This window comes from Pseudomonas segetis, assembly GCF_900188155.1.
Classification (GTDB): domain Bacteria; phylum Pseudomonadota; class Gammaproteobacteria; order Pseudomonadales; family Pseudomonadaceae; genus Aquipseudomonas; species Aquipseudomonas segetis.
In genome coordinates this window covers 540,993-565,724 of sequence record NZ_FZOG01000002.1, presented here as the reverse complement: position 1 = coordinate 565,724, position 24,732 = coordinate 540,993, and the positions used below count along the sequence as shown (strand labels likewise).

At 57.1% G+C, this 24,732-nt stretch carries 24 protein-coding genes; 7 read left to right on the top strand and 17 right to left on the bottom strand.

Features of this window, described 5'->3' with window-relative positions; genetic code table 11:
- Window positions 1-19: 19 nt before the first annotated feature.
- The 5 genes from CHB79_RS08485 to CHB79_RS08465 form a co-directional block, all read right to left on the bottom strand.
- On the bottom strand, window positions 20-1,165 hold the full coding sequence (locus tag CHB79_RS08485) for an efflux RND transporter periplasmic adaptor subunit (RefSeq protein WP_010486234.1): 1,146 nt from the start codon (window positions 1,163-1,165) through the stop codon (window positions 20-22).
- 193 nt (window positions 1,166-1,358) lie between these two features.
- Entirely contained in the window at window positions 1,359-2,453 is a 1,095-nt protein-coding gene (locus CHB79_RS08480; protein WP_010486236.1) for a DUF1513 domain-containing protein, read from the bottom strand.
- Window positions 2,454-3,515: an imelysin family protein gene (locus CHB79_RS08475; protein WP_089359568.1), complete on the bottom strand. Its 1,062-nt coding sequence runs from the start codon at window positions 3,513-3,515 to the stop codon at window positions 2,454-2,456. It lies immediately after the preceding gene.
- Between the two features lie 9 nt (window positions 3,516-3,524).
- Window positions 3,525-4,952, bottom strand: a complete 1,428-nt coding sequence (locus CHB79_RS08470) for a di-heme oxidoreductase family protein (protein ID WP_089359949.1) — start codon at window positions 4,950-4,952, stop codon at window positions 3,525-3,527.
- Between the two features lie 207 nt (window positions 4,953-5,159).
- Window positions 5,160-6,515 carry an imelysin family protein gene (locus CHB79_RS08465; RefSeq protein ID WP_089359567.1) on the bottom strand — a complete coding sequence of 452 codons (1,356 nt, stop codon included), beginning with the start codon at window positions 6,513-6,515 and terminating at the stop codon, window positions 5,160-5,162.
- A 202-nt stretch (window positions 6,516-6,717) separates the two neighbouring features.
- Between CHB79_RS08465 and CHB79_RS08460 the strand changes: the two genes are divergently transcribed.
- Both CHB79_RS08460 and CHB79_RS08455 read left to right on the top strand, forming a co-directional pair.
- Window positions 6,718-7,290, top strand: coding sequence for a LemA family protein (locus tag CHB79_RS08460; RefSeq protein WP_089359566.1), 573 nt, complete (start codon window positions 6,718-6,720; stop codon window positions 7,288-7,290).
- 9 nt (window positions 7,291-7,299) lie between these two features.
- Window positions 7,300-8,187, top strand: a complete 888-nt coding sequence (locus CHB79_RS08455) for a GIDE domain-containing protein (protein ID WP_089359565.1) — start codon at window positions 7,300-7,302, stop codon at window positions 8,185-8,187.
- Window positions 8,188-8,212: 25 nt separating this feature from the next.
- On the opposite strand, the gene CHB79_RS08450 is transcribed toward CHB79_RS08455, so the two are convergent.
- The 4 genes from CHB79_RS08450 to CHB79_RS08435 form a co-directional block, all read right to left on the bottom strand.
- Entirely contained in the window at window positions 8,213-10,276 is a 2,064-nt protein-coding gene (locus CHB79_RS08450; protein WP_010486244.1) for a putative bifunctional diguanylate cyclase/phosphodiesterase, read from the bottom strand.
- Window positions 10,277-10,607: 331 nt separating this feature from the next.
- Window positions 10,608-11,189: a superoxide dismutase [Fe] gene (gene sodB / locus CHB79_RS08445; protein ID WP_010486246.1), complete on the bottom strand. Its 582-nt coding sequence runs from the start codon at window positions 11,187-11,189 to the stop codon at window positions 10,608-10,610.
- A gap of 345 nt (window positions 11,190-11,534) precedes the next feature.
- The gene (locus CHB79_RS08440) at window positions 11,535-12,140 is read right to left on the bottom strand and encodes a LysE/ArgO family amino acid transporter (protein ID WP_089359564.1); all 606 of its coding nucleotides are present in this window, start codon (window positions 12,138-12,140) and stop codon (window positions 11,535-11,537) included.
- Window positions 12,141-12,144: 4 nt separating this feature from the next.
- Window positions 12,145-12,555 (bottom strand): ACT domain-containing protein, encoded by a 411-nt coding sequence (locus tag CHB79_RS08435; protein WP_089359563.1) that lies wholly within the window; start codon window positions 12,553-12,555, stop codon window positions 12,145-12,147.
- Between the two features lie 92 nt (window positions 12,556-12,647).
- Here CHB79_RS08435 and CHB79_RS08430 point away from each other — a divergent pair, with 92 nt between their 5' ends.
- Window positions 12,648-13,538 carry a LysR family transcriptional regulator ArgP gene (locus tag CHB79_RS08430; RefSeq protein ID WP_089359562.1) on the top strand — a complete coding sequence of 297 codons (891 nt, stop codon included), beginning with the start codon at window positions 12,648-12,650 and terminating at the stop codon, window positions 13,536-13,538.
- Between the two features lie 12 nt (window positions 13,539-13,550).
- On the opposite strand, the gene CHB79_RS08425 is transcribed toward CHB79_RS08430, so the two are convergent.
- A complete protein-coding gene (locus tag CHB79_RS08425) occupies window positions 13,551-14,591 on the bottom strand; it encodes a saccharopine dehydrogenase family protein (protein WP_217898860.1) in 1,041 nt (346 codons plus the stop codon).
- 116 nt (window positions 14,592-14,707) lie between these two features.
- On the bottom strand, window positions 14,708-16,051 hold the full coding sequence (locus CHB79_RS08420) for a dihydrolipoyl dehydrogenase family protein (protein WP_089359560.1): 1,344 nt from the start codon (window positions 16,049-16,051) through the stop codon (window positions 14,708-14,710).
- A 355-nt stretch (window positions 16,052-16,406) separates the two neighbouring features.
- Here CHB79_RS08420 and CHB79_RS08415 point away from each other — a divergent pair, with 355 nt between their 5' ends.
- Together CHB79_RS08415 and CHB79_RS08410 are read left to right on the top strand one after the other, a co-directional pair.
- Window positions 16,407-16,733: a cupin domain-containing protein gene (locus tag CHB79_RS08415; RefSeq protein ID WP_089359559.1), complete on the top strand. Its 327-nt coding sequence runs from the start codon at window positions 16,407-16,409 to the stop codon at window positions 16,731-16,733.
- 318 nt (window positions 16,734-17,051) lie between these two features.
- Window positions 17,052-18,041, top strand: coding sequence for an NAD-dependent epimerase/dehydratase family protein (locus tag CHB79_RS08410; RefSeq protein WP_089359558.1), 990 nt, complete (start codon window positions 17,052-17,054; stop codon window positions 18,039-18,041).
- Between the two features lies 1 nt (window position 18,042).
- On the opposite strand, the gene CHB79_RS08405 is transcribed toward CHB79_RS08410, so the two are convergent.
- Window positions 18,043-18,336 carry a hypothetical protein gene (locus tag CHB79_RS08405; protein WP_089359557.1) on the bottom strand — a complete coding sequence of 98 codons (294 nt, stop codon included), beginning with the start codon at window positions 18,334-18,336 and terminating at the stop codon, window positions 18,043-18,045.
- Window positions 18,337-18,701: 365 nt separating this feature from the next.
- Between CHB79_RS08405 and CHB79_RS08400 the strand changes: the two genes are divergently transcribed.
- On the top strand, window positions 18,702-19,544 hold the full coding sequence (locus CHB79_RS08400) for an ATPase (RefSeq protein ID WP_089359948.1): 843 nt from the start codon (window positions 18,702-18,704) through the stop codon (window positions 19,542-19,544).
- A 61-nt stretch (window positions 19,545-19,605) separates the two neighbouring features.
- Here the strand turns inward: CHB79_RS08400 and CHB79_RS08395 are convergent, their stop codons facing one another.
- The 3 genes from CHB79_RS08395 to CHB79_RS08385 are packed head-to-tail and all read right to left on the bottom strand — an operon-like array spanning window position 19,606 to window position 22,221.
- Complete coding sequence (locus tag CHB79_RS08395; protein ID WP_010486260.1) at window positions 19,606-20,655, bottom strand: alkene reductase; 1,050 nt, start codon at window positions 20,653-20,655, stop codon at window positions 19,606-19,608.
- A 20-nt stretch (window positions 20,656-20,675) separates the two neighbouring features.
- Window positions 20,676-21,866, bottom strand: coding sequence for an MFS transporter (locus CHB79_RS08390; RefSeq protein WP_089359556.1), 1,191 nt, complete (start codon window positions 21,864-21,866; stop codon window positions 20,676-20,678).
- 43 nt (window positions 21,867-21,909) lie between these two features.
- Window positions 21,910-22,221, bottom strand: coding sequence for an ArsR/SmtB family transcription factor (locus tag CHB79_RS08385; protein WP_089359555.1), 312 nt, complete (start codon window positions 22,219-22,221; stop codon window positions 21,910-21,912).
- A 200-nt stretch (window positions 22,222-22,421) separates the two neighbouring features.
- Between CHB79_RS08385 and CHB79_RS08380 the strand changes: the two genes are divergently transcribed.
- On the top strand, window positions 22,422-23,003 hold the full coding sequence (locus CHB79_RS08380) for an acyl carrier protein phosphodiesterase (protein WP_089359554.1): 582 nt from the start codon (window positions 22,422-22,424) through the stop codon (window positions 23,001-23,003).
- Here CHB79_RS08380 and CHB79_RS08375 read toward each other — a convergent pair.
- Together CHB79_RS08375 and olsB are read right to left on the bottom strand one after the other, a co-directional pair.
- Window positions 23,000-23,788 carry a lysophospholipid acyltransferase family protein gene (locus tag CHB79_RS08375; RefSeq protein WP_089359553.1) on the bottom strand — a complete coding sequence of 263 codons (789 nt, stop codon included), beginning with the start codon at window positions 23,786-23,788 and terminating at the stop codon, window positions 23,000-23,002. The genes CHB79_RS08380 and CHB79_RS08375 overlap by 4 nt on opposite strands.
- A 57-nt stretch (window positions 23,789-23,845) precedes the next feature.
- Window positions 23,846-24,598 carry an L-ornithine N(alpha)-acyltransferase gene (gene olsB / locus CHB79_RS08370; RefSeq protein WP_089359552.1) on the bottom strand — a complete coding sequence of 251 codons (753 nt, stop codon included), beginning with the start codon at window positions 24,596-24,598 and terminating at the stop codon, window positions 23,846-23,848.
- Window positions 24,599-24,732: the final 134 nt, after the last annotated feature.

Below are 24,732 nucleotides of genomic sequence, written 5' to 3'. Positions count from 1 at the left end.
TCCTTGGGCTAGGCGCCGCTTATTGTTCGGCGCCAGGCGTGCTGGCCGCAGCTGGAGATGGGTCGACGATCTTTATGTGCGCGTCGTTATCGAGCTTGAGCTGGCCTGAGGTCACCACTTGCTCCCCGGCCTGCAGGCCTTTGAGAATGATGACCTTGCCATCGCGTCGCTCGCCGGTTTCAACCACGCGGCGCTGGGCAACCAGTTGAGGCTTGCCATCCTCTTCCTTGACCAAATTGCCCTGTTCGTCTTTCTTTTCGGCGACCACGTATACCGAATTGCCGTAGAGGGTGTAGGTCACCGCTGTTTCAGGCACGATTTTTTGCGCGCTGTTGTCAGCCAGCAGCAGCTGCAGGTTGGCGAACATGCCCGGCAACAGTTTGTTGTCCGGATTGTTCAGGGTCGCCCGGACCTGAACGTTGCGTGTGCTGTCCTCTACTTTAGGGTTGATGGCGGAAATGGTTGCACTGAAATCCTGCTCTGGATATGCCGCGACCTTGAAGTCGATAGCCTGCCCAAGCGCAATCTCGGGTACGTCCTGCTCAGGCAGGAAGAAGTCCAGATACAGTTGCGAGGTGTTCTGCAAGGTGGCGATATAAGTACCTGATGAGAGGAAGTCGCCCACATCCACCTGGCGGATACCTATGGTTCCGCTAAAGGGGGCAAGGATGCGCTTTTTCGCCAACAAGGCTTCGAGCTGGGCAACGCTGGCATTGGCCTTGGCGTTCTCTGCCGCGAGTCGGTCGTATTCACTTTTCGACAGGTTCTGTTGCGCGACCAGTTTTTTACCGCGCGCAAATTCCACGCGCGCAAGATCAAGGTCTGCTTTGGCGGTCGCCAGATTTGCAGTCTCGACATCGCTATTCATTTGTACCAGTGCCTGGCCCTGCTTGACCTGCTCGCCTGAATTGAACAGCAGGTCCTGGACAATGCCGCTGACTTCGACGGTCAGGTCGACGCCTTGAATTGCCTTGAGCGTGCCAATCGCGGGAATCCGCTGCTGCCAGGGGAGTTCTTCCACAGGGCTGGCGCTGACACTGATCGCCGGCTTGGGTGCTGAGAACATTTGTATTTGCTGGTAGATGGTGTAGCCCTTGTAGCCGCCCAGCGCGAGCACCACAAGCACAACCACGCCTATCATTATTAGCATCCGGCGAAGCAACATGTTGCATATCCTTGGCAGATAAAGGAAGGCCTAAATTTTGGCCAAAGACGAACATTAGTGCCCTTGCGTGGGCAAGTCAAAGACTGCAATTAACAAATGATTTCTAGCTGTGATCGGGCTCATACCCGCAGCCATTGAGGTGTTTGTCCCGCGGTACGACCGTCGTGATGACGGCCATACCTGGCTGCGAGGTTCAGGCGATACGCAGGTGGTTGTCCCATAAGCCAGCGGGCAATTGCAGGGGCTGCATGGCTATTTTTTCTTCCCGGCAATCGTACAGTCGGCAGCGGCCCTGACCGGAGCTGACCACAAAGCCCTGCTCGACAGCACCAACGCCTGCGCAATCGGGCAGCGGGGCGTCGAGTCTTACCGCGCCGCTATCAAGGTCCCAGATAAATACCCGGTTGCCGCGTGGCGCGGTCATGGCCAGCAGGCGTAGCTCGCTGTTGATTGCAACGCTTGCGGTGTACTGGCGCATGGCCTGGCGTTGTTCTTCGGCCAGGGGAAAATGTTCGAATGGCTGCCCTGGGCGTTTGATCGCCAGCAAGGGTACTTTATCCGCCATATCGCCCATGTACTGCTGGCCGCTGACAATGGTGCCGTCGCTGGCAATTGCCAGGTGGCGAACGCTGTTCATGCGTTCGGGGAGCTGTTCCTTGCTGATCAGACTGCCGTCGCGCCTGAGCAGGACCAGGCTCGGTTCCATGGCGTCGAGGTTCATGTCGACACGGCTTTCGGCCTCGGTCCGAATACCACCGTTGGCGACAACCAGCGTCTCTCCGTCAGGCAGCCACAGCAATTGGTGTGGCCCTACACCATGGGTCGACAGTTCGTGGTCGCGCTCAAGCCTTGAGCCTTGCACACGATACACGCTGATGACGCCACGACCGGGTTCGGATGTGTCGTTTTCCGTCGCATAAAGCCAGTCGCCATCCTTGTGGAATGCGCCATGACCATAGAAGTGACGGTCGGCAGGCGAAGTCAGGGTTTGCAGCAGCTTGCCGTCGCGGGTGTCGATCAGGTAGCTCTCGGTGCTTGGGCGACGGCCAACGAACAGGGCCATTGGCAAGCTCGGGTGCGGCACGACGTCGTGGCAGCGCTCTTTGACCTGAGTCGCGAATGCCTGGCTGCCATCGAGATGGTAACCGACTGCGTAGTGCTGGCCATCGCTGCCGTCACGGGCCGAGACCAGCAAGGGTTGCGAATGGTTGTTGACCAGTGTCCAGCCGCCGAAGGCGCTAGCTGCAAGTGCGGTGCCGGCTAGGCCGAGGAATGCTCTGCGTTTCATTCAGTCTCCGTCATTGGCATTAAAACCGAGTTGGATGCCCAGGGTTCTTGCCAGCTCACCTTCGTGCAAACGGTGCAGCACATTGAGACTGTCGTAGAATTCATTGAGAACGGCGCGGCCGTCTTCTTCCTTGAGTAATTCGGACAGTGGGCGTTGCAGTGCTGCCAGACGTTGACGAGTGTCGAGATAAGCGGCGTCGATGCGTTTTTTCAGTGCGTCTTGATCGCTGCCGAGTAAGCTTTGCATGCCATCCTGATTGGCGCCGTGCCACAGGCGTTCGGCGCTGGCCAGGGTCGCGGCGATGTTGGCCAGGCTTGCGTTACTGCGCCAGGCTTCTGCCTGGTAGGGTTGCGGCTGGCCTTTGCTTTGGCGACCCAGTGGTGTACCGAGTTTCTTCTTCAGTACATCAATGGCTGTCACCTGGCTGCGCAGCACGTCGGCCAAGGCCTCAGGTGCTTCAGCGTAGCGTGGGTTAGGGAACTCCTTGAACTGGCTGGCAACGCCATCTTTAGCCTGCCAGTCAGCCAGTATCTCGGCCGAGAGTTTTTGCTGGTGCTTGCCGATTGCCGTAATCAAGGGGCAATAGCTGTTTTTCTGTTGCGCATCGGTCAGGTCGATTGATTCGTCGTAGAGGATGTACTCATAGGCGGTCAGGCCCTGAACGACAACGCTGGATTTCTCCAGGTCGGCAGCGCTGAGTTGTGGATATTTCTTCAGCAGACCTTGTACTTGCCGGGCGACAAGGTTCTTTTTGTCTGGCCAGAACTGTACCTGCCAGGCTCGGTTGCCTTCAGTGATCGGTCCGACCAGAACGGTTTGCAGGCCCGCCCAGGCGCTTTGCGCGGCCCGAAACGCTTCACGTGCTTGCGGCAGGTCTTGCTGGCCTGCACAAAACGCCTGGCCACTTGCAGCCAGCTTTTGGTCGGCTTCCGCCCAGGAGCTGTAGGCGGGCAGGATCACGCCATCGGCTAGGGCAGAGGTGACTTTCTGTTGTGGATCAGCAGGCGTGCAAGCGCCGAGTAAAACGCTCAACAGTGCGAGGGTTAAAGGTGAGCGATTCATGTGCAGCTCCTATAGCGAATTCAGAAAGGCCAGCAGCGCCTTGCGCTCCTCGGCGTTAAAGGCAAAAACGCGTTGTTTGGCCGCTTCGGCCTCGCCTCCGTGCCAGGCAATAGCTTCAAGCAGGTTGCGTGCGCGACCGTCGTGCAAAAACTGGGTGTGGCCATTGACCGCTTGGGTCAGGCCGATGCCCCACAGCGGCGGAGTACGCCATTCTTGTGCCGTGGCGGCAAACTCAGGTCGATTGTCAGACAAACCTGGGCCCATGTCATGTAGCAGCAGGTCGGTGAAAGGGCGGACCGCCTGGTTCGCCAGCTCAGGTTCGGCTGCATCGGCAGCGGTGGTGAACTTCTCCACATGACAGGCATTGCACTGCGCCTGGTAAAACAGGTTCTTGCCCTTGAGCACTTGCGGGCTGTCGACGTCACGGCGAACCGGCACTGCCAGGTTACGGCTGTAGAACAGGATGCTGCCAAGCAACTTGTCGCTGACTTCGGGTTCGCCACCATTGGGTGCGGCCAGGCAATCGACCTGTGCCGCCGTGCAATCGTCGTGTTGCAACAGGCTGGTGGTGAGGCCCATGTCGCCGGCAAAGGCATGGGCGTTTTGTTGATTGAGGTTGGGTTGTCCCGCTTTCCAGCCAAAACGCCCGAGTACGGTCTTGCCGCGCACATCGTCCCAAACCTGATTGGGCCTGCCTGATATACCGTCACCATTGCTGTCGTCCGGGTCGGCGTTGGCAAGTATGTCAGGCTCGGCAATGGCCTCGAGCAATCCCAGGCCAATCATCGGCGGTGCGATGCGTGCCGAGAACATGGTGTCTGGATGCATCGGGCCGTAGCCGAGCTGGGTGATTGCCAATGTCGGTTTGCGCAGCTCAATCTTGCTGCCATCTGCTAGCTCGACACTGCTCAAGGTATAGCCCATGCGTACCTTGCCTTCGGGAGCAACGCCGGGGTTGGCCATATCCTGCAGCTGGCCACTGTAGGTCGGTTCGGGAACTACGCCGAGTTTTTCAATGATTTTCGCTTGTTCAGCCGTGGTTGCCGGGATCGACAACCGCACCAGCATTGAAGTGGCGGTAACGGCATTCGGCTCGGGCGGATGTCCGCGACCGTCCTTGATGTGACAGTTTTGGCAGGCGTTGGTATTGAACAGCGGGCCAAGTCCGTCACGAGCAATTGTGGTGGCCGGTGCAATGACCCATGGATTTCGGAAGAAGCTGTTGCCAACACTGAAATCCAGACGCCGCAGCGGCGACAGGTTTGCCGAGGGTTGGGAAAAGGCATTGTGATCTGCCTTGGACACGCTGGTGCTGCCACCGGAGAGCGCTTCACCAGGCTCGGCCTGGGTGAACTGCACAGGCTTTTCACAGCCGCTCAAGGCCAAGGCTAAAACCAGGCCGGCCAGCAGGAGAGGGCGTTGTAGCAGCGCGGGCATCAGCATCAATCCAAGAAAAACTGCGCGCAATAGTACCAGTACAACGAGGTTTAAATAAGAGCGATTTGCGTTATCAGCAAGATTTAGCCGCGCCTGCGCCACTCGGTCGCAGGGTGGAAGGTGGCCATTCGGTTACAAGCGCTGCTGTACAGGCATAAAAAAACCGGTACGCTGTTAACGCACCGGTTTTGTCGACAAGCCTTTCGCTTAGAACTCGTGATCGGCGTTGTCTGGGTTGAGGTCGCTGATGCCGAGCTTGCCAGCAGCTTGCTCGATAGCGCCAGTTTGCTTGACCAGTGCCGCGATCGCATCGCGAACGATCTGGTTGCCTTTGGCGTTGTCAGCAGCGATCAATTGGTCGTAGTGCTCGCCATTGTTGGCGCTGTCGACCATGACCTGCAATTTGGCTTCGGTGTCAGCCAGGTCGGCCTTGAGAGTCTCGTCGGTTTTTGCGTCGGCCTTGGCAACCAGCGAAGACAGGCTTGGGCCGGTCAGCATGGTGCCATCAACTTTCTTGTACTCGCCCAGGTAGATGTTGCGAACACCTTTGGCATCGTAGAAGTGTGCATTGTGGGTGTTGTCGCTGAAGCAATCCTGCTCGTCTTCAGTCGAGTTGGCTTCCAGGGAAACCTTCATGCGCTCGCCAGCCAGCTCGCCCAGCGACAAGCTGCCCATGCCGAACAGCATTTTACGCATGCCGTTCTTGGCGTTGTCTTTTTCAAGGCTGGCGCGATAGTTATCGGCAACACCGGCTTGCCATTGGCCAACCATTTCATCGAGATCGCTGACCAGCAGGTCGGCAGCGGCTTTGAGGTATTCACGGCGACGCTCGTTATGGCCGCCCGTTGCACCTTCGCCCACAACGAAATCAGTGGCCGGGCGATCACCCGCGCCAGGGTTGGTGCCGTTGAGGTCTTGGCCCCAAAGCAGGAACTCGATGGCGTGGTAGCCGGTGGCAACGTTGGCTTCGGAGCCGCCAAGCTCATTCAGGCTGGCCAGTACTTCCGGGGTGATTTTGCTGACGTCGACTTTATCTTCACCAACCTGGATTTCAGTGTTGGCCACGATATTGGCCGTTGCACCTGGGTTGCCCAGCGCATGCTGGTAGTCCTTGGCAACGTAGTCGATCAGGCCCTCGTCCAGGGGCCAGGCATTGAGCTGGCCTTCCCAGTCGTCGACCACAGCGTTACCAAAGCGGAAGACTTCGCTTTGCATGTAAGGGACGCGTGCGGCGACCCAGGCTTCGCGAGCAGCCTTCAGGTTGGCGTCGTTTGGCGTGGCGAGAAAGGTGTCGATTGCCTCGTGCAGTGCCTTGCCGGTGCTGGCAGCGTCGCTGAACACTGCAAAGGCGATGTCTGCATAGTGAGATACAACAGCTTTGGCAGCCGCTTCATCATAGGCATTGGTGTTGTCGGCTTTCTCTGCAGCAGCCGTTGGAGTGGCTTGTTTAGATTCAGCAGCAGGGGCGGCTGCCTGGGTGGTAGGCGCCTTTTCTTCGCCACAGCCAGCGAGAGAGATAGCGATGGCCAGTAGGCTGGCGGAGGCCAGGGGCATACGAATCATGACAAAATCCTTTGCAGTTGGTTAGAAATAATGAGTGTTGGCACTTCTAAATTCATAACATAATGCGAAAGATTTGCATTCCGTGTAAAGAGCGTTGCGATTAATTCTTATAAAAAACCCATGCACTGAGTCACTGTGTTGGTAACTCGATGCCGCTAGAATGCCATTACTCGCGCCTTTGCGGTGTTCCGGAGAATCCTTTATGAGCATCACCAGTGTTGTGTTGATTGTTATCCTAGTGCTGCTCGCGGGTTACGCAGTGATCTTGTACAACGCCTTGGTGCGCCTGAAACACAGCATCAGTAAAGCCTGGGCCAATATCGACGTGATGCTCAAGCAGCGTCATGAGGAACTGCCCAAGCTGGTCGATACCTGCAAGCAATACATGCAGCACGAGCGCACCACGCTCGAGCGAGTCGTCGCTGCCCGCCAGGCGGTCTCCAGCGCGCGCGAGCGGGGCGATGTCAGCGCCCTGGGCAAGGCCGAAACCGGTCTGCGTTCAGGCCTGGGGCAGTTGTTTGCCTTGGCCGAGAACTACCCCGAACTCAAAGCCAATGAGAGCTTCCAGCACCTGCAACAACGCATTAGTGGTCTGGAGAGCGGTATTGCGGATCGCCGTGAGCTGTATAACGAGGCGGTCAACCTGAACAATGTACGCATCGAGCAATTTCCGGATGTGCTGGTGGCCCGGGCAATGGGCTTCAAGTCCGGTGAGCTGTTGCAGTTCAGTGAGGCTGAAAAAGCCGATGTGGATATCAAATCGTTGTTCAACTGAGTTCTGGTCATGCAAGCGTATTGGCTGAGTTTGCTGCTGAGTGCCGGTGCGGCAGTGGTAGGGATGTGGTGGTGCCTGCGCTGCATTTCACAAGCCCGGCACTTACTGGATACGCCAACCTCCAAGATCCGCTCTGCCGCGCAAGGTTATGTTGAGTTCTATGGCGTTATCACGGCCCGGCCCGACGATGCCATGGTCGGGCCGCTAACCGGCAAACCATGTGTGTGGTGGCGCTTTCGGATCGAAGAGCATGTGCAAGAAGACAACAAACGCAGCTGGCGTTCGCTGGAGTCAGGCGTCAGTGATGCTTTGCTGGCGCTGAGCGATGGTACTGGGGAATGTTTGATTAATCCCAAGGGCGCACAGGTGCGTACCACCACTCGGGAGGTTTGGAGCGGCAATCAGCGCCATCCGCGACTGCCGAGAAAGAACGGCATGCTTGGTTTTCTCAGTATTGGTAAACACTATCGCTACACCGAAGAACGCTTGCAGGTCGGCCAGCCGCTGTATGCGATTGGTGATTTTCGCAGTTCCGGCGGCGGCCGCCAGGGCTTGGATCTGGCCGCGCAGCAAGGTGCCGTGATTCGTGAATGGAAGTCCGACTTTTCTGGCCTGTTACAGCGTTTCGATAGCGATAACAATGGCCAGCTTGATGAGCAGGAGTGGAGTCGTGTGCGCTTGGCTGCGCAGTTGGAGGCCGAGGATCGTCATAGGCTTGAGAGCCTCAGGCCGGTTCAGCATCACATGGCCAAACCGCGGGAGGCGCAACCCTTTGTGCTTTCAACCACGGGTGAGGATGAGCTGGCGCGAGGGTACTACTGGCAGGCTGCGGGCGGCGCGGCCCTGTGCCTGGTGGGGGCGCTGAGTCTTGCATGGCAGCTTGGGCTTCAGCACTGAGCCCAAGCTGTAGATTCGCAGGCGGTTACAAGGCGGCCGAGTCTGAGGCTGCATGTATGCGCCGCGCTTGCTTGAGGTAGAGAGTCAGTTCGCGGGCCGGCAATGGCTTGCTGTAAAAGTAGCCCTGACCTTCGTGGCAGCCTTCGCTGATGATGTAGGCTTCCTGGGCAGCCGTTTCGACGCCCTCGGCGATAACCTGCATGCCCAGGCTCTTGCCCAGTTGGATGATGGCGCGGACGATGGTTGCGTCGTCTTCATCTTCGAGCAGGTCCTGAACGAAGCTCTTGTCGATCTTGATCTTGTCCAGCGGCAGGCTCTTGAGGTAGCTCAATGAGGAATAACCCGTACCGAAGTCGTCAATCGCGATCAGTGCTCCGGCGCGGCGCAGGCTGAGCAAGTGCTGGGCTGCGGTGCTGATATCTTCCATCAGGCCGGTCTCGGTGACTTCCAGTTCAAGGCTGCGCGCAGGCAAGCGATACATTTGCAGCAGGTTGTTAACCATTCTCGGCAGTTCCGCGTGATGCAGTTGCACGGTTGAAAGGTTGATTGCCATGCGCAAATGGTTGAAGCCTTGATCATGCCAGTCACGCAGTTGCCGGCAGGCTTGATCGAGCACCCACTCGCCAATTGCAATGATGCTGCCGTTCTGTTCCGCCAGCGGGATGAACTGGTCGGGTGGAATCCAGCCAAGTTGTGGATGTTCCCAGCGCAGCAGGGCTTCGACCCCAACCACATGCTTGGCCTGGTAACTGATTTGCGGCTGATAGACCAGGTGCAGCTGGTTGCCCTCGAGGGCGATGCGCAGGTCTTTTTCCAGCTCCCGTAGGCGACGCATTTCACTGTCTACGCTGGCGATATAGAACTGATAACGGTTACGCGAGCGACTTTTCGCCAGCGTCATGGTTTGCTCTGCTTTTTGCAGGAGTTTTTCCGTGCTGTCCCCGTCTTCCGGGAACAATGTGATGCCGATGGTTGCGCGCAGGTGTACCAGATGGTCATCGAGGGTGAAGGGGTTGCTTATGTCATCGAGAACGCTCTGCGCCAGCTCGGCAGCTTCGTAGGGCTGTTCTATGTCGGCTTGCACCAGGGCGAACTGATCACCACCCAGCCGCGCCAGGACGCCGAGCCGTCCCCCATGGCCACGCAGGCGGTCAGACAAGGCCAGCAGTAACTGGTCGCCCGCCTGGTAGCTGTACTGTTCATTGACGCCCTTGAAGTCATCCAGGCCCACGCAAAGCACTGCGACACGGCGTTGCAGGCGGCCTGCGTCATTCAGGATCTGATCAAGTTGATGCTGCAGTTGCTGGCGGTTGGGCAGGCCGGTAAGGAAATCATACTGGGCCATGCGTTGCAGGCTGTTCTCTGCTTCGTGACGAAGGCTGGTATTGCGCTCTATGGATTCGAGCAGTTGATTGGCGGTATTGACCCACACGCCCAGCTCATTGTGCTCGTTGCCTTTTATCATCGGCAGCTTGTGTGCGCTGGGGCGATCCGGGTTGATGTCACTCAGGTGTTCAATGATTTTTGCCAGCGGCTTGGTCAGCAGCCAGTGGTAAACCAGATACAGCACCAAGCCCATTGCCAGCGCGCGCAGTACCCCGGAGATAAAGATAATCACCGAGTTGGTGATGAAGTTTTCACCATAGGCCGCAGTGTCGAGGGTGATGTTGAGGTCGCCGTAATACTCGCTGTAAGGGCCCTTACCCACCAATTGGGTCGAGTATTTCTGTGCTTTGCCAAGGATAGGGTCGGTCAGCCAGCGTGTTGCAATTTCTGCCGGTGGCCGCTCACGCTCGGCGAGCATCGGCTCATTCGGGTGGCCGATCGAAGCCATTTGTACCGACTCGTGCTGGAACAGACCTTCGATAACCTGCATGCCCATTTCTCGGTCGAGGCTGTACACCGCCTGGGTCGAGGGGTCGCGAAACATTCCCAGGATTCGGTGGGCATCGTTTGCAACAGACTGTTTGGTCTTATACGCATCAAAGACAATCTGCGCACAACTCAGGACAACGCCGACTATCAATGCCGACAGCAGTACGACCCGGAGTAATCTCAGTGACAGTCTGTTTTTCAGTTCCAACTTCAAAAGATAGATCCTTGTGATGCCGGTTGCCGTAAGGCGCTAAGAGTATTGGCAAACTCAGGGTTGCAGTCAAAAAGCCATTGCTGGTTGAGTGCTTCACGGCTACTGAAATCGATGTCACGCTTGCTAGGCTTGTTGGGGCGATACTGGTATATCGGTGTTAATTGCTCTGGCTTTAATCCATCAAGCAGACTTTCTAGTGTAGTACTTCTGACCAGGATGGCGTTGGGCCATAGTATTTTTAGTACGCTACCGATATCTACAAAATAGTGCAAAAAAAACCCGGCGTTTGCCGGGTTTTTCAAACAAGCACGAGGCTTGTTGTGACGCTGGATCAGGCCGCGAAGTTTTTCGCAACGAAATCCCAGTTCACCAGGTTCCAGAAAGCTTCTACGTACTTCGGACGCGCATTGCGGTAGTCGATGTAGTAAGCGTGCTCCCAGACGTCGCAGGTCAGCAGTGGAGTGTCGCCGCTGGTCAGCGGGCAGCCAGCGCCAATGGTGCTGGCCAGGGCAAGGGAACCATCAGCTTTCTTGACCAGCCAGCCCCAACCAGAACCGAAGGTACCGATCGAAGTCTTGCTGAACTCTTCCTTGAACTTGTCGAACGAACCGAATGCGGAGTTGATCGCGTCGGCCAGTGCGCCAGTTGGTTCGCCGCCGCCGTTAGGGCTCAGGCAGTTCCAGTAAAAGGTGTGGTTCCAGATTTGAGCAGCGTTGTTGAAAACACCACCCGAAGAAGTCTTGATGATTTCTTCCAGGGTTTTGCCTTCAAACTCGGTGCCAGGCACCATGTTGTTCAGGTTCACAACGTAGGTGTTGTGATGCTTACCGTAGTGGTAATCCAGAGTCTCGGCGGAAATGTGCGGCTCGAGGGCGTTTTTCTCGTACGGCAGCGGTGGCAATTCAAAAGCCATGGTTAATCTCCTACTCAGGTCATGTGCGGTGAGCGCAAGGCCGATCACGGGCGGCCATACAATACAGACTGTGTGAAAAAGACTGCGTTCGGCGCAAGGTCGATATAACCCGACAGAAACTACAGGGTGACGTGCTGTCAGCCCAGCCTGCCAGTGTTCGCTGCGCTCTCTACATTTTCACATTAAGGCTGCTCGCGTCGATGATAACTGTTTTTAGAACCTGTTCACCGTATGGGCAGGCTCACAACGACGCAGGCCCATGATGATAGCACCGGCGCTGCGCCATAACCACGCAACAACTGTGTGGGAAAGCATCTGCACCGGAGCTTTCGGCTGGATCAGGCTTCAGACCACTTCGCTTAACAGCTGCCAGGCAATACTGAACATCATCAGGGCAACACCCAGGTCAATCAGGCGCCAGGTAATGGGACGGGCCAACCAGGGCGCCAACCAGGCGGCACCAAGTGCAAGGCTCAGGAACCACAGCAGTGAAGCGCTTGTCGCCCCCATCACATAGGCACCGGGCATGCTTTGTTGCGCACCGAGTGAGCCAATCAGCAGCACTGTATCGAGGTACACATGGGGGTTGAGGAGGGTGACTGCGAGTGTTGCCAGAATCACCGCCTTGAGCGAGCGCGGCAAGGGCGATCCCTGTTGGTCCAGCGCCTGTGGTCGCCAGGCGCGACGCAATGCCTGGCTGCCATACCAAAGTAGAAAGGCTGCACCGCCCCAGCGGGCAATCCCCATCAAGGTTGGGCTCTGGCTGAGAATTGCAGCCAGGCCAAATACCCCGGCTGCAACCAGAACGGCATCACAGGCAATGCATAACAGTGCGGCAGGCAGGTGATGCTCACGGCGCAGGCTTTGAGCGAGGATAAAGGCGTTCTGCGCGCCAATGGCCATGATCAGGCCGATCGCCACCAGCAGTCCGTTGGAATAGCTTTGCCACATGCGATTACTCCTGTGTAGCGGCTTGTCGACTCAGTTGTTGCAAGACCGCCAAGGCCTGTTGACCTTGGCTGGCATCGACAAAAATGTGGTCGTGGTAATAACCGGCAATCACATTGCAACTGATGCCGTGTTCAGCCAGTGCATTGGCAAATGCGGCAGTGAGGCCCACGGCACTCAAGGCGGAATGAACCTCGAGGGTCAGCCATGCTGCTATGTAGTCGGTCTTGAGCGAGAGCTGTTGCGCCTGGGCCTGGGAAATAATCACCGTGAGGCCTTCGCGTTCACGAAAGCTGCCTAGCGGTTCGATGTCACCCAACTGCTTCAGCGACTCGATACTGCAAAACACATAGACGCCTGGGTTTAACCGGGGTGTCATGCTGCGTAGCAAGGTTGGCAAGGATGTTTCGCCGGACATGAGCGGCTACCTCTTGATTGGGATAGCCAGTTTGATAGCTTTGGCTGTATAAGGAAAAACAATCTTGCTCATGCGTCATTAGGAAAACTGATTTGTTCGATTACAAATTACTCGCGGCCTTGGCGGCGGTGGTTGAACAGGCAGGCTTTGAGCGCGCCGCTCAAGTGCTGGGCTTGTCGCAGTCTGCGGTGTCGCAGCGGGTCAAGTTGCTGGAGGCTCGTGTCGGTCAACCGGTATTGGTGCGCGCAACGCCGCCAACACCCACGGAGGTTGGCCGACGCTTGCTCAATCATGTTCAGCAAGTGCGCCTGCTTGAGCGTGACTTGCAGGGGCAGGTGCCAGGCCTGAATGACAACAGCACGCCGGAGCGTTTGCGGGTTGCCTTGAATGCCGACAGCTTGGCGACCTGGTGGGCGGGGGCGGTTGGGCAGTTCTGTGCGGACAAGCATTTGCTGCTGGAGTTGGTCGTGGAGGATCAGGATGTTGGTCTCAAGCGCATGCGTGCTGGTGATGTAGCTGGCTGTGTTTGCGCCACCGATCGTCCGGTGGCTGGAGCGCGCAGTGTCGCACTGGGGGCGATGCGTTACCGGGCCTTGGCCAGTCCTGCGTTTATTCGTCGACATTTCAGCCGCGGGGTGAGCGCCGAGGGATTGATCAAAGCGCCGGCTATAGTGTTTGGGCCAGATGATTTTCTGCAGCATCGGTATCTGGCTGCACAAGGTGTCGAGGGCGGCTTCTTGCACCACCTGTGTCCATCGTCCGAAGGTTTTCTGCGCATGGCCCAGGCGGGTTTGGGTTGGGGCTTGGTGCCCGAGCAGCAAGTGATCAATGAGTTGGCCAGTGGTGAGCTGGTGGAGCTAAGGCCACAGCAGCCAATTGATGTGCCGCTGTATTGGCATCATTGGCGCAATGGTGGCGAGTTGCTCAACCAACTTACAGATCATTTGCTCGGCACGGCGCCTGCTTGCTTGATTGCGCCTTAAGTCCCTGTATGGCTAGTTGATCGTGATCTTGCCTGAGCCTGGCAATTGTTCGATTACGCGAGCACCAAGCAATTTTGTTGGAGTGAAATAGCCTCCATCACCTTGGTAGTCAAGCAGGTGTCGCACCGAATGAAGCACGCCATGAACTGTCACATCATAACCGTTGGCGGTTTGCAAAGAGGCGCTCTTGATCTCGCCAGCGTCGTTGCGCACTTCGCCCCAAAGCCAGGTGCGCTGGCGCTTGCGCTGCTCTTCGCTGGGGCCCTTGATGAATTTTTCGACCAACCCCTTCAAGCCATTCTGGACCGCGCTCAGGCCAAAAAGCCTACGCACTGGGTTGAGTAATGACATGGCAATCGCCACGGCCGAGGGCGCGGGCAGGTAGACCTCGATATTATTGATTGCCGTTGAGTAATAGGCGGTTGCAACATCGCCCCAAGGAATGGTTACTGCCGCTTTAGTGCCACGACCAAAGTCGATCTGGCGGCGCTTATAGCCCAGGGGTACATCGGTAATAACCCCGGCACGGCGGATTTTTCCGCCCAGGCTCAAGCCTTCGATTGTGGTTTTGGCGGTGCCGGGTGATAGCCCGCTTGAGGTTTCAAAGCCCAGTGCCAGTTGCGTTGCGTCAGGCATGGCTTGATGCAGGCAAGCGGCAATGCAGTCAGTCGGTATTACATCAAAACCAACGCCGGGGCAAAGTACCACGCCGGCTTCCCGTGCTTGTTGGTCGCGGGCATACGCCGCCTCGAACACGCTGATTTCGCCGGTGATATCCAGGTAATGGCTTTTGCTGCTCAGGCACGCCGATATCATGGCTGCGCTGGTGGCGGAGAAAGGGCCGGCACAATTGGCGACTACCGCCACATCAAGCAAGGCGTGAGCCGCTTGCGCATGTTGCTGAGGGTCGAAAACCCTGCATTTGAGACTGTGCAGGGTGCCGAGCGCATGAATGGCCGCCGGGTCTCGCCCCGCCAGTATCGGCGTCATTCCCTGGGCCACAGCTTGCGCCGCAATCAGGTGGCCGGTATAGCCGTTGGCACCGTAGATCATCCATTTGTTCTTGGTCACGCAGCAGCCTCCTTACAGCCGGTGTCAGTTAGTTGAGGTTAGCAGATTGCACAAAAAAGCCAGGCCTTGACCTGGCTTTTACGGTTGATAGGCGCCTGCTATAGCAAGTTTTTCAAGTCTGAGCTGAAGGTCGGGTAGGCATAAATCTGTTCTTTTAGTTGGGTGCGGGTGATGTTGAAGCGCATCGCCAGTGCAATCAGGTTGATCAACTCTTCGCCTTGATGGCCGAGCATGTGCGCGCCAAGAATCAGGTCGGTATCTTTATCGACGATTACCTTTGCCCAGGCATGCTTGGCCAGCACGTTCTGGCTGGAAAACCAGTTCGCCATGTCATTACTGACAACTTCGATCGCGGCCTTCGAGTCACGAGCTTCTTTTTCAGTCAGGCCAACGCTGCTCAGTGCCGGAATGGTATACACGGCTGTCGGCAGTACCCGGTAGTCGCTGGTCGAGCCGTTGCTGAGAATGTTGTTGCCGACAATCTGACCCTCGTAGGTGGCCACTGGCGACAACTGCGGCGTAGTAGCGAGGGCATCGCCAGCCACCCAGACATGTGGGTTGGAGCTCGACTGGAAGTTCGGATTGACCTCGATACGCGCGCCGTCATGGCTAATCCCGGCCGCTTCGAGGTCGAGGCCGTCGATATTGGCGACGCGTCCGGCGCCGTTGACCACTGTGTCCGCCTTGAGCACCAAGGCTTTGCCCTGGTGTTGAATATGCACGTTCAGACCTGTTGCATCCTTGCTGATTTTTTCAACAGTGACGCTGGTTTTGACCTCAATGCCAAGCGCCTCGGTCGCGACTTGCAGGGCGGCCACGGCGTCGGCATCAAGGCGCGGCAATAGCTGCGGCATAGCTTCAACAATGGTCACGTTAATGCCTGCGCGGGCATACACATGGCTGAACTCCAGCGCGATCACGCCTCCACCGATAAACACCACGTCCTTGGGCGGTTGGCTGTTGGAAAGCACCTCGTCAGAGGTGATCATCAACTCGGCGCCTGGGATGGGCAGTGGGCGGGTTTTCGAACCGGTGGCGATGATGATGTGCTCGGCTTCAAGGACCTGCCCGTTCACTTCAACCCGGTTTTTGCCAACGAACTTGCCCTGGCCGGTGAAGACCTGCCCACGCTTTTCGGCCAGGCTTTTCATGGCCCCCGGAATAAAGTCGATCATCCGGTCTTTACGGGCGATCAGTGCAGCCCAATCAATACTTGGTTCTCCAACGCTGATGCCATGCCCAGCCGCTTTACCAATTTCATCAAGTGACTTGGCCGCTGCGACCAGAACCTTTTTCGGCGTGCAGCCGCGATTCGGACAGGTGCCTCCAAACTCGGCCTGTTCAATGAAGGCAATGGTCTTGTTGGCCTTGGCCAGGATCGAGGAAACGCCAAACCCGGCGTTTCCTCCACCAATGATAATGACGTCAAATTTATCTGACATTCGAGCATCCTTTCTGTCGATTATTGAGTGGGGCGCCTTGGCTGGCTTGCCGAAACACGCACTTTCATACAAAGGATACTAGGGGGTTGGGGGCATAAGGTCACGCCGGTGTGTGTGGGCGCGAGCGTCAAAAGAGCCGCTTCATGATTGTAATAAGCCCTTGCGTGATGGTTTTTAGGGCGTTTCCTACGGGTGAGGGATTTGTAATGGTTTAGTGTTTCGCGCGTCGAATACAGCGGCACATGAATAAGTATTCGCCGCAAGTCGCAACGCGAGCGGCAATTGAACCGTGCTTGAGGTTGCCTGGGGGAAACACTCAGGCAGCGATTAATACCTGACGAGAGTAGAGGGATCTATGGCCAATCTAGGCAATGAAATCAAATTTGGCGATGTAACCATCAAAATATTGAGCAACAGTGATGACCTGACTGTTTCCGAGCTTGAAATTCCGGCCGGCGCTATCGCAACGCCACATCAGCACCCCCACGAAGAGGTGAATTATGTGGTCAGCGGCTCTTTGGATTTTATGTCGGAAGGTGAAACTGTCACTCTGCATGCCGGGCAGTCGATCACCATCGATCCAAACCAACTGCACAACATTACCAATAGTTCAAACACGACCGGCGTCGTCCTTAGCGTCTGGACGCCTTCTCGCAAGGATCTGATTGCCAAATTGGCCTAGATCGATCCTGTCAGGGCGCTGTTCATGCAGCGTCCTGATGCCTGTGCGGCAGACTCATGCAATATCCTTCCTCCGGCAAATAAGCCGTCCGCGCATTCACAAGCGTGCATAAACCGCTCACGCCATGCCCTGCTCAGCACAGCGGCGCAGGTTCTATCCTCAGGTTTGCCGGTGCCGTTGACTGGCCTTTGCCAGCGCTTGGTTTCCTACTGCACCTGAACGGCTTATAAAGACGTGATTCTGGCATGTTCCGACAGGCCATCAGGCACGCCATGCTGCTAAAGTGCAGCATCTGTCGATAATAATCCGGGGTGCTCAATGAAAATTCTCGTGACCGGCGCAAGCGGTTTTATTGGCGGACGCTTTGCTCGCTTTGCCTTGGAGCAGGGTTTGCAGGTGAGAGTCAATGGACGCCGGCCCGAGGGCGTTGCGCATTTGGTCAAGCGTGGTGCCGAGTTTATCCAGGGTGACTTGAGCGATCCTCAATTAGCCCTGGCGCTCTGTGATGATGTTGAGGCCGTGGTGCATTGCGCAGGCGCGGTGGGCGTCTGGGGTAAGTACGAGCACTTCCACCAGGCCAATGTGGTTGTCACTGAAAACATCATTGAAGCCTGTTTGAAAAAGCATGTGCGGCGCCTGGTGCATTTATCCTCTCCTTCGATTTACTTCGACGGCCAGTCCCATGTCAATATCAGCGAAGAGCAAGTGCCCAAGCGCTTTTCTGATCATTACGGCAAGACCAAATACCTGGCAGAGCAGCAGGTGTTTGGTGCGCAGGAGTTTGGTCTTGAAGTATTGGCCGTGCGGCCACGCTTCGTTACGGGTGCTGGTGACACCAGTATTTTCCCGCGTTTGATCAGGATGCACGGCAAAGGCCGCCTGTCGATTATCGGCAACGGCTTGAACAAGGTCGACTTTACCAGCGTGCACAATCTCAATGATGCCTTGTTCAGTTGCCTGCTGGCCGCTGGGCCTGCGCTGGGCAAGGTCTACAACATCAGTAACGGCGCGCCGGTACCGTTGTGGGATGTGGTCAACTATGTGCTGCGCCAGATGGGCTTGGCCCAGGTGACGCGCCATATACCCTATGGCCTTGCCTACAGCGCAGCGACTTTGAACGAAGGCATTTGCAAGCTGATTCCTGGCCAGCCAGAACCGGGGTTGTTCCGCCTGGGGGTTGCGGTGATGGCCAAGGATTTCTCACTGGATATCAGCCGGGCACGGGAATTACTGGATTACGATCCGCAAGTTAGCCTGTGGACAGCGCTCGATGAGTTTTGCCAGTGGTGGAAGCATCAGCAGGAATGACTCAGGTGTAAACGCGCTGGCCACGGTACATGCGCAATGACCCGGTGGGCTCTTTCGGCTGGATTGGTACTATACCGGACTGCAACGCCTTGCCTGGGGCTGGAAGCGATGTGTCACTGAAACCTGCCAGTTTTTGACCCAGCAGGCGGGTTTCTTCGTTATTGGAGTCGAGGCAGGCACTGAGCATTGCCGTAATGGCGTCTGGCTGGCTAAGGCGAATATCAATCGACATTTCCTCGCGCAGACGTCGACGCAAGCTTTGCATGCAATCGAGCACAGCTTTATTCAACTCCATAGGGTCACCCTCGTAACGGTCAGATTCTTTTAGATTAGAAACTTGGTACGGGCAGACACCGCATTCATGGCGGTTTGGCTGTGCTTGAATCTTTGCAAGGTGCATACCAGTTCACATAATGAGGAACTGTGCGGGTTCTGGCGGGTCGATCTGCTGAGGATTTGACCGGCTTCAGTGCAGCATGCACTGGCTTGGCGCAAAACTGCCTACAGCCCTGCGAGTCGTTATACTAACCGTCGTTTGCCCATGGCACTCGAGCCAGTGCCAGGCAGTTGATTGCCTGCCCTGCCATGCAAAGCATAGGGCTGGTGCTTTGCTCCAGGGCTTTGCAGCTCTTTCTGTGTTTTTTGTTTGAAGGTTTAACCATGCGTAACGATGCTAATGATGAAATTGATGATGTGCCCAGCTTGTCTGTCGGTACGCGTGAGGAAGAAGAATATGTTGCGCCGCGCCGCGCCGCTGCGCCCGAAGTGACGCCACATCGTGTCGCCGCACCGGTAAAAACGGCCAGTACCGGGCCACTCTGGGCGCTGGTGGGCGCCCTGATGATTGCTTTCGCCGGTCTTGGCTGGTGGAGTTTCCAGCAGATCAACCTGATGGAGCAGCAACTTGTTGCCACCCAGGAAAGCTTCGCGCGCATCAGCGAGGAAGCCGCCGGGCGAATCAAGGATATTTCCGGCAAGGTGGTCGCCACCGAGTCATCCGTTACCTCCGGCAGCGAAGCGCTCAAGCTGCAAGTCAAGCAACTGGAAGCCAAGCTGGCCGAACTGAGCAAGCAACAGCAAGGCAGCAGCGGGCAGCAAGGTGATTTGAACAAGCGCCTGGAGCAAGTCAGCGGCGAGCTGAAGGCGCAGCAGGAGGCTAACGCTGAGCTGAGCAAGACCTTGAAGGCGCTGGCTGCTGAACAAACGACCTTGGCCGGGGCCCAGACGGAGCTGAAAAGCACAGTGGCCGAGCAAGCCAAACTGTCGGGCCAGCTCAAGGATCTCAATACGGATGTGCAGGCGCTGAAGAAGGTGGGCAACCCAACCCAGGCCATTAATGATCTGCAAGATGAGCTGCTGGTGCTCAAGAGCACTTTGGATAATCGCCCGGCGCCGAAGAACAACACCGCCGAGTTTGATGCCTTCCGTGCCCAGGTAACCCGTACAACCAGCACTTTGCAGGCGCAGATCCGTAATCTACAGGATCAGATCGACGCCAAATAACTGCAGGCTGTAGAACTAAAAAACCCGCTGATGCGGGTTTTTTAGTACCTGATTGTGCAAATTACAGGCGAGGATAGTCGATGTAGCCTACGGGGCCAGAACCGTAGAACGTCTCTGGTTGTGGTTCATTGAGCGGCGCATCGGCTTGCAGGCGAGCAGGCAAGTCCGGGTTGGCAATAAAGGGCACGCCGAAGGCAATGGCATCGGCCTTACCCGTTGCCAGCCACTCGTTGGACTGTTCTTTGGTGAAGCGCTCGTTGGCGATGAATACGCCGCCAAACGCTTGCTTGAGACTTGGCGCCAGGCTGTCGTCTGCTGCTTTTTCACGGGCACAGATAAAGGCAATACCGCGCTTGCCAAGCTCGGAGGCTACGTAGGTAAAGGTTTCGCTGCGTTGCGAGTCGCCCATGTCATGGGAGTCGGCGCGAGGAGCCAGGTGAACCCCAACACGGCCAGCACCCCAGACCGAGATGACCGCATCAGTCACTTCGAGCAGCAGGCGTGCACGGTTTTCAATCGAGCCGCCGTAACGGTCGGTACGCTTGTTGGTGCTGTCTTGCAGGAACTGATCGAGCAGATAGCCGTTGGCGCCGTGGATTTCCACCCCGTCAAAACCCGCAGCCTTGGCGTTTTCCGCACCCTGGCGATAGGCTTCGACAATGTCATCGAGCTCTTCGGTTTCCAGCGCGCGTGGCACTGGATAATCGCGCAGTGGTCGCAGCAGGCTTACATGGCCTTTGGCCGCGATTGCACTGGGCGCAACGGGCGCTTCGCCGTTAAGGAAGCTTGGATCCGAGATGCGGCCAACATGCCACAGTTGCAGAACAATCTTGCCGCCATTGGCGTGTACCGCCTGGGTAATGTTGCTCCAGCCGCGGATCTGCTCATCGGACCAGATGCCGGGTGTATTGGCATAACCGACGCCCATTGGCGTGACGGCGGTGGCTTCCGAGATGATCAGGCCCGCGCTGGCGCGCTGCACGTAATACTCGGCCATCAGGGCGTTGGGTACGCGACGCTCATCCGCACGGGCGCGGGTGAGTGGAGCCATGATGATGCGGTTGTTGAGTTCAAGGTCGCCGATTTTGATTGGATCAAACAGAGTCGTCATTGCTTGGTTCTCCATCAGGATTATTCGTTGAGTGCAAAAGTTGCAGTCGGTTCAGTGGCAGTTACTGCGTCAGGTCGACGCGTGTTGTAGGTCAGTAAAAGGGCAAACAGCGCCAGAACAGCCAGGGCAGCGGCGGCAAAAGGCACACTTGAGAGGCCGAAGCCCTGGGCGATAACCACGCCACCGAGCCAGGCGCCAAGGGCGTTGCCGACGTTAAATGCGCCGATATTCAGGGTTGAGACCAGGTTGGGAGCACCGCTACCGAAGGTCACGACGTTGACTTGCAATGCAGGCACGGCGGCAAAGGCTGCCACGGCCCACAGGAACAAGGTGATCTCAGCAGGAATCAGTGCCTGGCTGGTCCAGCTAAAGAGCGTTGAGATAGTCGCCATGGAGGCGAATACTGTGATCAGGGTGAGTTTCAACTGGCGATCAGCAAAACGCCCGCCGAGCACATTGCCCAGGGTCAGGCCGAGGCCAATCAGCAGCAGCGTCAGGGTGATGCCATGGGGCGATACGCCGGTGACTTCGCCGAGCAGCGGGGCAATGTAGGTGAACAAGGCAAACATCGAGGCAGAGAACAGCACGGTGGTGCTCAGCGCCAACCATAAGCCTGCGTTGTTGAGTGCACGAATTTCGCTGCGCAGATCGGCTTTTTCAGCGTCATGCCGGTTTGGCAGGTAACGCCACAAACCAATCAGGGCGAGTACACCAATCAGGGTGACGGCCCAGAACGTCGAGCGCCAGCCCGCTGCCTGGCCAAGGGCGGTTCCCAGCGGTACGCCAAGTACGTTGGCCAGGGTCAAACCGGTAAACATCAGGGCAACTGCAGAGGCGCGGCGGTTGGCTGGCACCAGGCTGGCAGCGACAACCGAGCCGATGCCAAAGAAGGCGCCATGACAGAGTGCGGTGACGATGCGAGCGGCCATAAGCATTTGATAATCGGGTGCCAGCGCGCAGAACAGGTTGCCGGCGATAAAAATGCTCATCAGGGTCATCAGCGCGGCTTTGCGCGGCCAGCTGGAGGTCGCCAGGGCCATGATCGGGGCACCAATCGCGACGCCCAGGGCATAACCTGTCACCAGCCAACCGGCGCCAGGAATTGAAACGGACAGGTCCGTTGCGACTTCAGGCAACAGGCCCATGATCACGAATTCTGTGGTGCCGATGGCAAACGCAGATAAAGCAAGAACTATTAGCGCAATGGGCATACCCGCGGCTCCGCTATCAAGAATGTGGATTGAATAATCAGACTCAAAGCTGTTGGCTGAGCTGGCTCAGAAAGGCTTGAATGGTTGGTTCGTTACGTTTGAAGAAGTGCCACTGGCCAACTTTCTTGCTGGTGATCAGGCCCGCTTTCTGCAACGTGCGCAGGTGGGCGGAGACGCTTGATTGGGAAAGCCCGGTGCGTTGATCAATCTTGCCGGCACAAACACCGATCTCCAGTGGATGATCCTGATCGGCAAAATACGCCTCAGGGGTTTTCAACCACGCCAGAATGTCACGGCGAACCGGATGAGCCAGGGCTTTGACTATTTCATCAAGGTCGAGTTGTTGCTGGCTCATGGGATTACCTCCGCGATCTGTTTGTGGCCGGTAGGTTTATATCGGCTTGGGACGAACTTTATATCGGGTTTGCACGATATACAGATCGTTTGTGCCGATAGCCTTTATCGACATCATTGATAAAGCTGTCGCAGCCATTCAGGGCGTGTTTTGCTGGCTCGCCAATATTGCGCAGGCGCAAGAACAGGTAAGCTGTCGCCATGAACTATCTTGCACACCTTCATCTAGGCGGCAATGCGCCGGCCCAGTTGCTCGGCAGTCTCTACGGTGACTTCGTCAAGGGTCCGCTTGCAGGTCAGCGGCCGTCCGATATCGAGGCGGCAATTCGCCTGCATCGGCGGATTGATGTATTCACCGACAACCACCCGCTGCAACTGCAAGCTCGGGCTCGGTTCCCTGCGGCGCGCAGGCGTTACTCAGGCATTTTGCTGGATCTGTTCTTTGACCATTGCCTGGCCTTGAACTGGAGGCAGTTCAGCGATGAGCCGCTTGAGCGGTTCACGACCCGGGTTTACCAGGTCTTGAACGATGAGCCTGAACTGCCTGAACGGCTGGCATATATTGCACCACGCATGGCTGCGCAAGACTGGCTCGGTAGCTACACCGACTTTGCCGTGTTGGAGCAAGTGATTTACGGCATGCAGCGGCGCTTGTCGCGCCCCGAAGGGCTGGCCGGTTCAATGGCTGAACTGAAACAGCTGTATCAGCCGCTGATGGGTGACTTCCAGCTGTTCTATCCGCAGTTGCAAGCCTACGTCGCCGAGCAGTTGGCCTTGGGCTAGGCCGCTTCGAGCTCACTGTCGCTGGTAGCCGGCGCTAAGTTGCTGCCAAACAATGCCGCTGTGATTGCCGTCTGGGCCTGGCGTGCCAAGGCGTTGCGGTTGAGGTCGTGGCTTGCAATGGGCGTCAGCAACTGGATCTCGACTTCGGCGCGGTCGCTGCGAAACAGGCGCAACAGATGCGAGAGCATGTCGTCATCGCCAATAAAGGGGGCAATTTCATCGCGCTTGCCATTGCGTAGGTAACGAATTGCCACCGGTTGCAGTGCCACCGAGCTATCAATCGCACTGCTCAACAAGCGGCCATGAAAGGTGCGTACTGCCTGTCCGTCGGTGGTTGTACCTTCCGGGAACATCAGCAGGTTGCGCGATTGCTGCAAGTGGCGACTCAGTTGCTGGTTGAGCACCGTGCTATCGCCCGCGCCCCGGCGAATGAACAAGGTGCCGGCTTTTTGCGCCAGCCAGCCAGCCACTGGCCAGCTGCGCACTTCGGCTTTGGACAGGAACGAAAGCGGAGCAAGCATGCCCAGCAGTGGAATATCGGTCCAGGAAATGTGGTTGCTGACCCACATCATTGGCGTTTCCGGCAGCCTTCCGCTGACCCTGACGCGAAACGGCAAAGCCGCGCTGAGGCGTGCCATGAACCAGCGGGTCAGGCGTTGGCGGGTGCTCATCAGGTCATGCTTGACGATACGTTCGGCAACGCTGATAACGCCAGCCAGCAAGGCTCCAAGGCCGATGACTGCAAGCAGGCGCAACAGGCGGAAATACAGGCGCAGTTTAATCATTGGGCCCCCATGGCTGGCGAAACGACCAAGTGTACAGGCTGCAAGCGCCTGTGCGCATCAGCCCACCGCTTTGAAGTGACGGGCATAACGCGGGCACAGTTCATCGCGTTTTAACAGAATGAACACGTCGGCCACATGGAAGTCCGGGTCCCAGCAGGGCTCACCGCAGATCTTCGCGCCCAGGCGCATGTAGGCTTTGAGCAATGGTGGCATCTCGGCAATGATGTTGCCGGGGATATCCAGGTTTGGCAGTGGCGTCTTGGGCTCGGCGCGGAGGTGTTCGGTGCACAGGTAACGCTCGCGCAGGCGTTGCATGATGGCCTGGGCCTGAATGCCACCATCTTGCATGGGTATGCTCGCGCAGCCCATCAGGTAGCTGTAGCTGCCCTGGTTGAGGACTTCCGCCAGTTCGCTCCAGAGCACGGCGATAGTGCCCCCATTGCGGTAGGCCGGGGCGACGCAGGTGCGACCGATTTCAAGCACTGGTCCCTGCAAATGCGCCAGGCCGTGCAGGCTGAACTCTTGCTCGCTGTAAAAATGCCCCAGGCTGGCAGCCGCTTGATGATCGAGCAGACGCGTGGTCGCCACAAGCTCGCCCGTGCTGAGGTCGCGCACGCCGATGTGGCTGCAGTGAACGTCGTAGTCATCCATGTCCAGGCCGAATTCGGCACCCTTGAGCTTTGCATCAAACTCACTGCTGAATACGCGAAAGCGCAGTGCCTGGGCTTCTTTAAGCGCGGAACTGCCAATCAGTCGTTCAGCTTGCAAGCGGCGAGTTGCAGTGCTTTTGTCGTGCGCTACCTGAGTCATAACGTTCTCTCCGTTAGCCGACTGTCCTGTGCTGTTGTCGAACCTTGTTGTTCGAAAACCGGCTCAATGCCTTGCAGTCGATCAGTCTTGTTAGGCAAGCTCAGGCTAAGTAGGGCGGGTGTCATCACTGTGAA